General features: G+C 43.4%; 16 protein-coding genes. 1 reads left to right on the top strand and 15 read right to left on the bottom strand.

All coding sequences use genetic code 11. The features are described from left to right. On the top strand, nucleotides 1-187 hold a 187-nt coding region (locus tag CVN76_RS26320), incomplete at its 5' end, for an SDR family oxidoreductase (RefSeq protein WP_157805810.1). 182 nt (nucleotides 188-369) lie between these two features. Here CVN76_RS26320 and CVN76_RS26315 read toward each other — a convergent pair. From CVN76_RS26315 to CVN76_RS26250, 15 genes are all read right to left on the bottom strand, one after another. Then, nucleotides 370-1,512, bottom strand: a complete 1,143-nt coding sequence (locus CVN76_RS26315) for an amidohydrolase (RefSeq protein ID WP_100533666.1) — start codon at nucleotides 1,510-1,512, stop codon at nucleotides 370-372. Between the two features lie 18 nt (nucleotides 1,513-1,530). Further along, nucleotides 1,531-2,040, bottom strand: a complete 510-nt coding sequence (locus tag CVN76_RS26310; protein WP_100533665.1) for a GNAT family N-acetyltransferase — start codon at nucleotides 2,038-2,040, stop codon at nucleotides 1,531-1,533. Nucleotides 2,041-2,059: 19 nt separating this feature from the next. Next, nucleotides 2,060-2,830, bottom strand: a complete 771-nt coding sequence (locus CVN76_RS26305; protein WP_100533664.1) for an amino acid ABC transporter ATP-binding protein — start codon at nucleotides 2,828-2,830, stop codon at nucleotides 2,060-2,062. Continuing rightward, on the bottom strand, nucleotides 2,827-3,537 hold the full coding sequence (locus tag CVN76_RS26300) for an amino acid ABC transporter permease (protein WP_100533663.1): 711 nt from the start codon (nucleotides 3,535-3,537) through the stop codon (nucleotides 2,827-2,829). The genes CVN76_RS26305 and CVN76_RS26300 overlap by 4 nt, the downstream gene beginning before the upstream one ends. 20 nt (nucleotides 3,538-3,557) lie before the next feature. Beyond that, nucleotides 3,558-4,265, bottom strand: a complete 708-nt coding sequence (locus CVN76_RS26295) for an amino acid ABC transporter permease (protein ID WP_100533662.1) — start codon at nucleotides 4,263-4,265, stop codon at nucleotides 3,558-3,560. A gap of 32 nt (nucleotides 4,266-4,297) precedes the next feature. Continuing rightward, nucleotides 4,298-5,122, bottom strand: coding sequence for a transporter substrate-binding domain-containing protein (locus tag CVN76_RS26290; RefSeq protein ID WP_061143580.1), 825 nt, complete (start codon nucleotides 5,120-5,122; stop codon nucleotides 4,298-4,300). Nucleotides 5,123-5,142: 20 nt separating this feature from the next. Continuing rightward, nucleotides 5,143-5,676, bottom strand: a complete 534-nt coding sequence (locus CVN76_RS26285; protein WP_100533661.1) for a GNAT family N-acetyltransferase — start codon at nucleotides 5,674-5,676, stop codon at nucleotides 5,143-5,145. Nucleotides 5,677-5,793: 117 nt separating this feature from the next. After that, complete coding sequence (locus CVN76_RS26280; protein WP_100533660.1) at nucleotides 5,794-6,072, bottom strand: glutaredoxin family protein; 279 nt, start codon at nucleotides 6,070-6,072, stop codon at nucleotides 5,794-5,796. A gap of 18 nt (nucleotides 6,073-6,090) precedes the next feature. Next, the gene (locus CVN76_RS26275) at nucleotides 6,091-7,425 is read right to left on the bottom strand and encodes an LLM class flavin-dependent oxidoreductase (RefSeq protein ID WP_100533659.1); all 1,335 of its coding nucleotides are present in this window, start codon (nucleotides 7,423-7,425) and stop codon (nucleotides 6,091-6,093) included. 53 nt (nucleotides 7,426-7,478) lie between these two features. After that, on the bottom strand, nucleotides 7,479-8,501 hold the full coding sequence (locus CVN76_RS26270) for an LLM class flavin-dependent oxidoreductase (RefSeq protein ID WP_100533658.1): 1,023 nt from the start codon (nucleotides 8,499-8,501) through the stop codon (nucleotides 7,479-7,481). A gap of 130 nt (nucleotides 8,502-8,631) precedes the next feature. Further along, a complete protein-coding gene (locus CVN76_RS26265) occupies nucleotides 8,632-9,546 on the bottom strand; it encodes a LysR family transcriptional regulator (RefSeq protein WP_100533667.1) in 915 nt (304 codons plus the stop codon). A gap of 404 nt (nucleotides 9,547-9,950) precedes the next feature. Further along, nucleotides 9,951-10,094, bottom strand: coding sequence for a hypothetical protein (locus CVN76_RS31515; protein WP_198512656.1), 144 nt, complete (start codon nucleotides 10,092-10,094; stop codon nucleotides 9,951-9,953). A gap of 40 nt (nucleotides 10,095-10,134) precedes the next feature. Next, the gene (locus CVN76_RS26260; RefSeq protein WP_100533657.1) at nucleotides 10,135-10,347 is read right to left on the bottom strand and encodes a heavy-metal-associated domain-containing protein; all 213 of its coding nucleotides are present in this window, start codon (nucleotides 10,345-10,347) and stop codon (nucleotides 10,135-10,137) included. A 16-nt stretch (nucleotides 10,348-10,363) separates the two neighbouring features. Continuing rightward, the gene (locus CVN76_RS26255; protein WP_100533656.1) at nucleotides 10,364-10,861 is read right to left on the bottom strand and encodes a DUF1641 domain-containing protein; all 498 of its coding nucleotides are present in this window, start codon (nucleotides 10,859-10,861) and stop codon (nucleotides 10,364-10,366) included. Then, nucleotides 10,836-11,725 (bottom strand): molybdopterin oxidoreductase family protein (locus tag CVN76_RS26250; RefSeq protein ID WP_157805809.1); only part of this gene is annotated, 890 nt, incomplete at its 5' end. The genes CVN76_RS26250 and CVN76_RS26255, both read right to left, overlap by 26 nt.

Below are 11,725 nucleotides of genomic sequence, written 5' to 3'. Positions count from 1 at the left end.
CAATGATCCAAAAGCTAAACAAGAGGTCATCGACTTAATTCCAATGGGATATATCGGAAAACCGGAACAGATTGCCGCTTGTGCTGCTTGGCTAGCCTCAGCTGAATCAAGCTACGTAACGGGCATGACCTTATACGCTGATGGCGGAATGACCAAATATCCCGGATTCCAAGCAGGAAAAGGCTAATCGTTTTAAAAATGATGCAGCTGCTGAAATGTCCCTTCTCATTCTAGTAAAAGTTATGTATGGCAATAAAAAGAAAGAATGCCAGAGACAGGGGTCCTCCTTGTCTCTCATTTCTTTGCCCTCACGAATCTTCAATTCAACGTACAAAGTCTTTCCCCAAATGTGCTCGGCAAATCCTGCCTTCACCACTCTCCATGTTTACACAATAAATCCTTGGCACTTTCAGATAAAAAATAGGCGGCTTTCATTATCGCTTTTTCATCAACCGTAAAGGCTGGGTGATGCCAGTCTTCGTTTCCGTTCGTACCAAAAAAGGCAAAAGTACCGGGAATATGTTGAAGATAATAAGCGAAATCCTCCCCACCCATTGAAGGTTCTGGATCGATTACATCTAATGATTGCCCCAAAGCGGAACTGCGTGCCATCTCTGTAATAGCTGGATGGTTATGAAGCGCAGGCGGCCCTGGAAACCAGTCAATCACAGCCTCCTGTGAAAAAGCGGCCGCGATATTATTTACGATCGAATGAAATTTCCGCTTTACTTCCTCCCGTATTGCCGACTCAAAAGTCCGGATCGTTCCTTCAAGTGTGACCTCACCCGGAATTACATTCCACGTGCTTCCACCTGTTATCCTCGTCACGCTTACTACCGCACTTTCCAGCGGGGATACATTTCTGCTGACGATAGTTTGCAGAGCGGTAATAAGCTGGGCTCCCGCTGCTATTGGATCATTTCCACTTTGAGGAATCGCCGCATGACTGCCCTTGCCTTGAAGCACAATCTGAAAACGGTCCACTGCCGCCATTAGCGCTCCTTCTTTTATCCCTATGGTCCCGACAGGTAAATCCGGTTTATTATGCAGTCCGATTATGGCTGCGACATTGTCGATTTGGCCGTCTTTTATCACGTAAGCAGCACCGCCGCCCAACTCTTCTGCCGGTTGAAAAAGCAAGCGCACGGTTCCGCTCAGCTCCGGTTGATATTCTTTCAACAAGTAAGCAGCGCCAATGACAGCTGCGGTATGAAAGTCGTGCCCGCAGGCATGCATCACTCCTTTTACTTTTGAAGCAAATGGAAGCCCGGTTTTCTCCTCGATCGGGAGAGCATCGATATCCGCCCTTATCGCTATTGTCGGTCCTGGTTTCCCACCCTTTATATCTGCAAAAACACCTGTTTTCAATCCTGTCTGGCGGATTTCTATATCCTCTTCCCCAAGCCACTTTCGAATCGACTTTGTCGTTTCGAATTCTTCATTCGATAACTCGGGATGTTGATGTAAATGACGCCGTATCGCTATTAAACGGCTTTCCAACTCTCGCCCCATACAGAAGCCTCCTTCCTGCTATAAATCCAAGCGATAGCATTTTACTAAAATATCATGATTTTGGAATTCCTTCGTTTCATCCCGTTTAAAGCCAAACCATTCATATAATTTAATGGCTTTATGCATCTTGTCGGTAGAATGCAGGTACAAACTGGACGCCCCTTGCGATTTTGCATACTGTACACTAGCTTTTAATAATTCCTGTGCAATACCGCGCCCCCTTGATTGGGGATGAACGGCCAACAACCGAATGATTGGTGAAGAAATTCCAAGTTCAGGCTTTTCATATGCCTTTTCAGATGATTGAAAAAGCTGTAATGTACCAAGGATATCCTGTTGGCACTTTGCAACCAATACCTTATCAACAAGTGGATTATCCACGGAGGATTGAATATTCTTCAAATATCCATCCCAAGCTTCCGGGTTCGAATATTCAAATTCATACTGCTGATAACTTTCAACCAATAAGCGGCGGACCTCCTCTTTGTCTTCTTCAATTAATTCATTGACTACGATTGGATTAGTCATCTCCCCTTGGCCCCTTCCTTCAATTAGCTTTTTCTTCTAAATACGGTATAGGAATATCCCTTGATATCCTGTTTAAAAATTGTCGTGTTCGTTCTTCTTTGGGAGCATTGAAAATTTCAAGCGGAGAGCCTTCTTCCACGATGATCCCGCCGTCCATGAAGAGAACTCGATCGGATACCTCTTTGGCAAAACTCATTTCATGGGTTACAATAACCATCGTGATGCCTTCCTGGGCAATGGTTTTTATCACCGATAGCACCTCTCCGACGAGTTCGGGGTCAAGTGCCGATGTTGGCTCATCAAATAGGATGACTTCCGGATTTAAAGCAAGGGCCCTGGCAATTCCCACACGTTGCTGCTGACCGCCTGACAATTGCGAAGGGAAATGGTTATGCTTATCACCCAACCCTACTTTCTCCAATAAAAGCTCGCTTTCTCGTTTCGCATCCGCCTTCTTATATTTTTTTGTAACAATTAATCCTTCCATCACGTTTTCCAAAACGGTTTTATGAGCAAATAAATTATAATGCTGAAAAACCATCGCCGATTGTCTCCTCAGGGACAAGATTTCCCTTTTGGTCGCCTTCGTGGACTTCACCTGTACATCTCCCACTTGAACAATGCCCTCATCTGGTTTATCCAGAAAGTTCAAGCACCTAAGCAAGGTCGTTTTTCCAGATCCGCTAGGTCCAAGGATGGTCACTACTTCACCCTTGCCTACCTTCAAATTGATTCCTTTTAAGACGGGCTGCCGGTTAAATGATTTTTTTATATCTTTTAAATAAATCATTGTACTCCTCCTCGATTATAGGCAGTGGCTTTTTTCTCGATGAAAAACGAAAGTCCCTCCGCAATGATTGTGAGACCCCAGTAAATGAAACCAGCGGCGATGAAAGACTCCAAAAATTTCAGATTGGTTGATGCAACTATATTGGCTGCACCTGTCATTTCCTTTTGGGAGACAATGAAAGCGATCGATGAAGTATGCAGGAATCCAATGAAAATATTCGTGAAATTCGGAATGGATTGGGCCATTGCCTGAGGCAAAACGATGCGTGTCATCGCTTGAAAGGTATTCATGCCTATGGAATAAGCTGCCTCCATTTGTCCAGTCGAGACACTGATGATTCCGGACCTGAATATTTCCGATAAATAAGCACCCGCACTCAACGATAGGGCGGTCAGGACGAATAAACTGATTGGGATGGAATTAGATTGAATGCCCCAATCGAATTTCGCGGAAATTAGATCGATCAATAGCGGAAAACCGAAATAAATGAGCATGATGTGCATGATGATCGGCGTTCCTCTAAAGAAAGAAACATATCCATTCGCCACTCCAGCTAAATATTTCACTTTATAAATCCTTATCAAGGCAACGGCGAGACCGATTAGAAAACCTGCTAAAAGAGGAATAATCGTCAAGAAAAGCGTAGTGGGAAGTGCCTTCAAAATCTCCTTGAAAGCAGTCCAGATAAATAGAATATCAATCGTCAAAACCTTCCCTCCTCCTTTTGTTATCCAGCAGCAGACACATTGACTGCCTGATGCCGGTTGATGCGATTTTCATACAATCTAAATATTTTCTCGAACAGTAGCACAACTGCATAATAGATGATGGATAAGGAAAGGTAGACTTCGAGACCGTGTGCCGTTGCAGCAATCAATGTCTCTCCTCTCCCCATCATATCCATCACACCGATGGTAAAGGCAAGAGAGGTATCCTTCAATGATCCGATGATGGCGTTAGCGATATTGGGAAAAGCGATCCGTATTGCCTGTGGAAGCACGATCCGAAAAAAACTTTGGCTATTATTCATCCCCACTGAATAGGCTGCTTCCGTTTGCCCATGATCGACAGCCTTTATCGCCCCTCGAAAAATCTCTGCAAAATGCGCCCCATTACTTAGTGCATACGTAATAATGACAAAATACAGAGCCTCCATTCTTGAAATATCGATGTTAATGAATAAAAGGATGGCAGGAAGCCCATAAAACACTAGAAATAATTGGATTAATATGGGGGTTCCACGAATGAAGGAAATATACAATATGACAAATTGATTCAAGACCGGGATACGGAATACCCTCAGGATGGCAGCCGCTATCCCAAGGATCATCCCTAATGAAACCGAGGCTGCCAGAATTTGTAACGTAACCCCTAGATAATGGATTAAAGTCGGTACGAAATCGACTATTAAAGAAAGATCGAATGATTTCCCCATGCTTTAGCACCTCCGCGCTTACGACAATCTAATTAAAATCCGACTGAATAATCAGCACCCAGCCACTTTTTACTAAGTTCGCTCACTGCCCCTTCCTTTTTCAGCTCCACAAGTGCTTCATCAATTCTCTTCTGTAAAGGCGTTTCATCCTTTCTTAGCAAAAAGTATACCTTTGAATTAAGGAGCGGTTCACCTACGACCTTTTGCTGTGCATCTGCTTGTTCATTCAAGAAGTCGACTGCAAATGGTGTCGTGATGGTGGCATCGGCCCGGCCCGTTTTGATTTGATTCTTCGTATCATCGGCACCTTGGCCTGAATAAATGATGTCAATGCCGGCATTATTTTCTTTATTGTACTTTTCAAGAAATACGGCTGAATTGCTCGTTGCACTCACTATCGCTTTTTTCCCTTTTAGATCTTTAATGGAATGAATATCATTGTTGTCCTTATGAACGGTAACCTGTAGGGGAAAGACATTATATGGTTCCTTATTAAAAAGGAATTTCTCTTTTCGTTCGTCATTCACTTCCATTTGATGAGCAACGAAATCGATTTTATTCGTCTCTAAACTTAATAAAAGATTAGAAAAATCCATCGTTTTAAATTCAAATTCATATTCAGGGAGCTTTTCATCGATTTGGCGAACCAACTCGACATCATATCCTGTCAGCTTCCCGTTCTTATCCAAAAAGCAAATATTCGGGAATTGCGTGCCTGTTCCTACAATGATTTTCTGAACTTTTTTATTTTCTGTATCACCTGCATTTGATTTTGCTGTACTCGTTGTTTCTTTCGAAGAGCAAGCTCCTAAAACAGTCAGCAGCAGTGCCATCACCAAAAATAATATTTTTTTCATCTCAATTTCCCCCGACATTTTTATTGATTAACCAATGGTTCTTTATTTTCAATGATGCGGTACAGCGTTTCATCTAGAATTTTACGTAGGTAGACAATCTTTTCGCCATCGTGAACTCGTTCGGCAAAAATCTCATAGCCTCTTCTTTCATAAATGGATACAAGCCAAGGGTGGCGATCGGCTGTCGCCAAATAGACAGCCGGCGCTTTCACCTGATCCCGAAGCATATTTTCTTCCACCCAAGTTAACAAAGCCGATCCGATGCCTTTTTGCTTATATAAGGGATCTACCGCAAACCACCAAATGAAGGGGTAGGGACTGAAATGCTCAGGATCATTCCATGGATGGCGAACGGTCACGGTCGATACAATTTGGCCATCCTGTTCTAATACGTAAGTGAGATTCCGCCGAATATTATTCGTCACTAACTGCAGATCAGCCGTCGCAGCCAAAAATTTAATATTCAAATCCCTAATCGGTTCATACGCCCTAAGCGTGACCCCCAGCACTTCAGAGGCATCCGTAACAGTAGCAAGACGGATTAGCTGTGACATGATTCATCCCCCATCTCCATAGTTCATTATCCAAACAAGAATAGTCGGAATTATGTCGCGATTTATTCATTCACCTGTTCAAGACCTTTCTATCTGCTGCTGATTCATGAATTTTGGTTAAAATGCTGGATTTTTGTGATGGTACCGGTCAAGTGCTTTTTCAAGATGGGGGATGCCGACTTCTGTAACGGCCTCATAGACGTTCCCCCGCCCGATTTCAATAATGGGCACATACCGGACGCCATATTTGATTTCTAAAATATCGCGCCGTTCATCCTGTTTGGTAACATCCACCGTTTGATAAGCAATGCCCTTTTCCTTTAAGTATTGTTTAACATCCTCGCAATAGTGGCAGCCTTGTTTTGACCAAACGACGACAGATAGCTGTTCTCCCATATCATATTCCTCCTTTGATTATTGTTTGATTTTTTCTTTCGCATAACGATTTTCCGGAAACGGAAGCCCCAGGTTGCCCCTTAATGTATCTGCTTCATATTCAGTACGATATATCCCCCTTTGTTGAAGGATGGGAACCACATGGAGAACAAAGTCATTCAAAGCGTTCGGGACACTTGAAGCAAAAATGAATCCGTCCGCCCCCTTCTCTTCGAACCATTGCTGGATCAAATCCGCCACTTTCTCTGGAGTTCCAATAAAGGGAGTACGGGGTGTAGATTCATTAAGGGCCACTTGACGGAGCGTCAAATGTTTCTCCTTGGCCTCCTGTTTAATTCGATCGGTCGTACTTCGGAAACTGTTTTTTCCGATGTCCCCGAGATCCGGGAAAGGGGCATCCACATCATATTGCGTAAAATCATGATGATCAAAGTACCGTCCCAAATAATCGAGCGCCTTATCGACGGAAACAAGATTAGCAAGTTCTTGATATTTGTTCTCTGCCGCTTCATCAGTTGCACCGATGATCGGGGCGATACCCGGAAGGATGACAATATCATCAGGGTTTCTCCCGAATGCAATGGCCCTTTTTTTAACATCTTGATAAAACTTCTGCGCCTCTTCCAAAGTTGGATGACCCGTAAAGATTGCATCCGCATCTTTGGCAGCAAGGTTTTTGCCGTCTTCGGATGAACCAGCTTGGAAAATGACCGGACGCCCCTGTTTGGATCGAGCAATGTTAAGCGGTCCCTGTACAGAGAAGAATTCTCCTTTATGATTTAAATGGTGCATTTTTGAAGGCTCAAAAAACTTACCCGACTTTTTATCCCGGATAAACGCATCATCCTCCCATGAATCCCATAAGCCTTTAGTGACCTGGATATATTCTGAAGCAATCCGGTACCGTTTGGCATGATCGGGATGTTCTTCAATGGTTTTGCTATAGTTCAAGGCTGTACTCTCAAGAGGCGTAGTAACAAGGTTCCATCCCCCTCGTCCATGACTGATGTGATCAAGTGAAGCGAATTGCCGGGCTACAGTAAATGGCTCACTATACGAAGTCGAAACAGTACCGACAAGCCCTATCCTTGTCGTCACTGCTGAAAGTGCGGACAAAAGAGTAAGTGGCTCAAATCGATTCAAGAAATGGGGAATCGATTTCTCGTTGATATATAAACCGTCAGCGATGAATAATAAATCAAATTTTCCCTCTTCGGCCTTCCGAGCCTGCTCCGTATAAAATTCGATACTGACACTGGCATCTGCTTGAATGTCAGGATGCCTCCAACCAGATATGCTTCCGCCAACTCCATGAATAAGCGCTCCTAATTTCAACTTTCTCCGCTCAGACATCCATACTCCCCCTTTTATTCTTTTTTGCTTTTACTTCCCTGTGAGTGAAGAAATCAACTTGGGCTCGTTACGTGTTTCCCTTCAGGTAAGGCTAATTGGAGCGGGCTCAATAATTGGAAAGATCGTAATCTTTCTGCTTCTTTTAAAACCGGCGTATGCAAGATGAACTCATCTACCCCGTACTTTTCATGTAAATTTGTTAACTGTTCTTTTACGTATGTGGGAGTCCCGGCAATGATAGTGGATTCCTGTTCTTCAATTTCGTATGATTCCCCAGCCTGCTTCCCGAATATTTCTGCTTGCTCGAGTGTTTGGACCGTCACTGAACGACCGCTTCTGAGATGGACTTTCACTATCTTTTGATCACCGATTAATTGGGTTGCTTCTTGCTGTGAAGGAGCGGCAATCACGGCAACCGATACCTTAAAGCTCCCAGTCGGAAAGATGCTCCGGTAAATGCGTGCAGCATCATCGAGTACAGTCTCATTGCTATTGATAAATCGGGCAAATACATAGGCGATACCAAGGTTGGCGGCTAGCCTCGCACTGTCAGCACTGGCACCAAGCAAGAACATTTCAGGTTTTATGGACGGAAGCGGGGTCGCTTGAACGCCTGCAAGAGGGTGGGTATCATTGATCGAATTTTCAATTATTTCTTGCAAGAAAGATAACCTCTCTTCAAAATCTTTTCCATCATTCACTGTACCATGCTGCAGCGCCTTCGTGGATAAGGGGAGTCCCCCGGGTGCCTTTCCGATGCCAAGGTCCACTCTGCCAGGTGAAAGATTTGATAGCACATGAAAGTTTTCCGCCACTTTATACGGACTATAATGCTGAAGCATGACACCTCCCGACCCTACTCGAATCGACTGGGTTTGGGCTAAAAGATGCGATATCAATACCTCCGGTGAGGATCCCGCCAAGGTGTCGGCATGATGATGTTCCGAAACCCAGAAACGGTTATACCCCCACTCTTCTGCATGCTTAGCCAGGTTGATGGTTTGCTGTAATGCATCAACTGCTGTAGAACCGGGAAATATCGGACTCTGATCTAAAATGCCAAGCGTATAACTCATATTTTCTCTCCTCCGCTTTAATTCCGAGTTAATTTATACGATTAATTGATTTTGATATATCCTATCACCAGAACATGCGGTTGGCAATGGTTTTACCAATAGAAAAAAATATGGCATCGATAGAAAATATCTATCGATTCGATTGTAACGGTGAAGGATGATGGTTTTGCTCGTATTCCTGTATGGAAAAAAGGATGTCATTCCATAATAAAGGAGCCCCCACCCCCTGATTTAAGTGAGTAAGATAGATGTGCTGCTTGATCTTGATTAAATGGGATACATCCACTTCAACCAACGTACCCACTTCCAACTCCTTTTTAATGCATAAATACGGCAAAAAACCGATACAGCTTCCGCTAACAATCAATGATTTCGCCACTTCTAGGTGATTAACCTGAAATTCAAACCGCGGCTCCACGTTAGAGACTTCAAATATTTTATGAACCTGATTCCAGTCAAATGCACCGCACTCAAAAAACACGAGCGGCTCCATTGCTAATGTCTGCACAGAAAGCTCGGTTTGAATTTGAAAAGGATGTCCCGGATATACGACTAATCGAATCGAATTATCAAGCGTCTTATGATTTTGCAGCCCACTATGTGCAACATCCTTCATGAAGGCTATATCAACCTGTTTCCGAAGCAATTTATCCATTAATTCCTCATTTGTTGCCGATATGAATTTAAAGCGTAAATCTGGGTTTTTCTCTTTCCAAAGAGGAAGCGCGAACGGAATAAAGTATTGCGATGTAATGATATTGGCCCCAATCGTTATTTCCTCCAAATCACTTCCTGCCTTCAGCTGCTTTTTCCCCTGTTGGAATGTGCGGATGATTTGCTCCGCAAATGGAATGAAGGCTTTCCCTTTTTCGGTTAAAATGATTCCCCTCCCTTGCCTTTCGAATAGTTCTGTATCGAGTTCCCCCTCAAGCGTCTTAATTCTTGCCGATACGGTTGGTTGTGATAAAAACATCGCCTCTGCGGCTTTATGGAAGCTATTAAAGTGAACGACATACATAAAAGCTTCAATATGATCAATATTCATGCCTTCGGCTCCTTTTTTCAAAATGAACACAAATAGCCCCTGTTCGCTTATCGCGCTCAGGAGCTTTCGGTTGTCCAATCAGCCCATTTTATAATCTTGTTTATCCGATTTTAATCTTATAAATCAAATAAGTAAAGTGGGAATTAACAAAAAATTTCATATGAAGGTAAGAGGATATTCGGTCCGTCACCGCTGACAGATGAGGTTTTCATTAAAACAACATAAAATGGAAAGAGCAGAAATGCTGTTAAATTAACATTTCTGCTCTTTCCCATCTATTAAACCCATTTCAGCCTCATCAAAGTTCTTATCCACCATTCAGTCTCGATCTCATTCATCAATGCGTTATTCAACTCTATTTTCGCTTTGTCCCCTGAATCGAGAACGAGGTCTTCAGGTTTTGATTATGTTTGCTCAATAAAGGATTGGGAGGCGAAACTGCGCTCGGTTCTGCAGGTTTCACATAAATGAAGGATCCTCATTTGTTCTTGACCGTTACCGTCTTGATCTAATTCCTCTTTTGCACCGCATACTTCACATACTTTCATTGTCCATCTCTCCTTTATAACCAGATTCAATGAAGAATGGCTACTCTTCTTTAATGTCGAATCCCGTATCTTTAACAGCCTGGAGAAAATCAATTGGAGAGGCTGCTTTCTCATCATAGCTAAATGTAACCAGCTTGTTTGCCAAGCTTACTTCAACATCCCTTACACCCCAGACTTCATTCAGTGCATGAAGAACTTTATTAACATCATTCTCATCTCTCATATCTTCCACTTTAAGAAATCCATTTTCCACTTTACCATGCTCCTTTTTAATGCAACTCTCGCTTCTCTCCTTGGAATGCCTCTCCCATTCCTTCCAAAAAGCCCAACATCGTCGTCAGGGAGGTTCTTATTTCCGGGTTTCTAATACTATTTCCTAGTTTCCATAAGCTCACTTTTTCATCTTTCTCTATATTCTCTGCCAATTTTTCCAAGCCGTGACTCACTCCATTCAGTACCGTTTGTAACTGATCAGGATTCAATTGGCCAAGAAAATTAAAAGCATTCATTCCATTCTTGATTGTATTATGCATATTAGGCTGATTGAGCTGTTGAACGGCAATCACCCCTACATCAACACGTTTTTCCAGCAGCCCGTTCACGGTATTCAAAACACCCATTTCATGAAGTTGCCCTACGATTCCGATTGTCGCCATGATCGCGTCCCGGTTTTCTGCCAAGGCTGCGACGATGTCCGTGACCGCTTTTGATTGCTCTGCTTCGGGATTAGGGGCTTCTTTTCTAATTTGCTTGATTGCTTTCGCCAAAATCATCACCTCCTAATTCGAATAACTCTGTAATGGGAGTAAAGTCTTCTCGTTTCCATTTTTCTTCCACTCTGACACTGATTTGAGGAAGACGGTTCCCGAATCGGTAGTTCACTTTCGGCAATGGTGATTCTCCCTTTTCTTCCAGTACCTCCATTTTCACACTCATTTCCTTATAGTTCGGTGTGTGGGTTACCGTATCATGATAACTGCTTGTCAGACGGTTAACCGCTTCCTCATCTTCTCGTGTATTCATCGTTAAGTATAATTCGTTCCCTGTTACACGTTCTGTGACTATCGCTCTTACCTTTACGTGACCATAAGGTGAGGTTAAACGAACGAGAGAGCCATCCTCGATTCCACGTTCCCGAGCAAGCTCCAGTGATACCTCAAGCCATGGGTGGGGAACCTTATGTGTCAGTCCCTCTGACTTGTACGTCATATTCCCTTCATGGAAATGCTCCAACAGTCGGCCATTATTTAAATGTAAATCATATTCAGCACCGGCTTCAAAAGGAGGAGTCCATTCAAGCGGAATGAGCCGTGCCTTACCATCTTCAAACGCGAACCCTTCTTCGAAAAGGATCGGCGTATCCGTACCATCTTTCGCAACCGGCCAGATTTGACTATTGAACCCTTCCAGTCTTTCATAGCTCACCCCGGCAAAATAACCAGCAAGACTCGCTGCTTCATCCATGATCTCGCTCGGATGCTGGTAAGTCCAATTCGCTCCTAGATGATTAGCAAGCTCTTGGAATATGAGCCAATCCGGCTTAGAGTCTCCAAGTGGCTCAAGCACTTGATAAAACCTCTGAATTCGGCGCTCTGTATTAACGAATGTACCGTCCTTTTCCAGACTCGGAG

The sequence above is a fragment of the Bacillus sp. mrc49 genome (genome assembly GCF_002803435.1).
The sequence above is the reverse complement of the archived record's forward strand: the minus strand, read 5'-3'. Positions and strand labels throughout refer to the sequence as shown.

What these genes read in the sequence shown, in the direction of transcription:
- CVN76_RS26310 (WP_100533665.1), bottom strand. Translation starts at nt 2,040, where the DNA reads ATGACTAATCCAATCGTAGTCAATGAATTAATTGAAGAAGACAAAGAG.
- CVN76_RS26280 (WP_100533660.1), bottom strand. Translation starts at nt 6,072, where the DNA reads ATGGGAGAACAGCTATCTGTCGTCGTTTGGTCAAAACAAGGCTGCCAC.
- CVN76_RS26305 (WP_100533664.1), bottom strand. Translation starts at nt 2,830, where the DNA reads ATGATTTATTTAAAAGATATAAAAAAATCATTTAACCGGCAGCCCGTC.
- CVN76_RS26290 (WP_061143580.1), bottom strand. Translation starts at nt 5,122, where the DNA reads ATGAAAAAAATATTATTTTTGGTGATGGCACTGCTGCTGACTGTTTTA.
- CVN76_RS26295 (WP_100533662.1), bottom strand. Translation starts at nt 4,265, where the DNA reads ATGGGGAAATCATTCGATCTTTCTTTAATAGTCGATTTCGTACCGACT.
- CVN76_RS26275 (WP_100533659.1), bottom strand. Translation starts at nt 7,425, where the DNA reads ATGTCTGAGCGGAGAAAGTTGAAATTAGGAGCGCTTATTCATGGAGTT.
- CVN76_RS26285 (WP_100533661.1), bottom strand. Translation starts at nt 5,676, where the DNA reads ATGTCACAGCTAATCCGTCTTGCTACTGTTACGGATGCCTCTGAAGTG.
- CVN76_RS26265 (WP_100533667.1), bottom strand. Translation starts at nt 9,546, where the DNA reads ATGAATATTGATCATATTGAAGCTTTTATGTATGTCGTTCACTTTAAT.
- CVN76_RS26315 (WP_100533666.1), bottom strand. Translation starts at nt 1,512, where the DNA reads ATGGGGCGAGAGTTGGAAAGCCGTTTAATAGCGATACGGCGTCATTTA.
- CVN76_RS31515 (WP_198512656.1), bottom strand. Translation starts at nt 10,094, where the DNA reads ATGAAAGTATGTGAAGTATGCGGTGCAAAAGAGGAATTAGATCAAGAC.
- CVN76_RS26270 (WP_100533658.1), bottom strand. Translation starts at nt 8,501, where the DNA reads ATGAGTTATACGCTTGGCATTTTAGATCAGAGTCCGATATTTCCCGGT.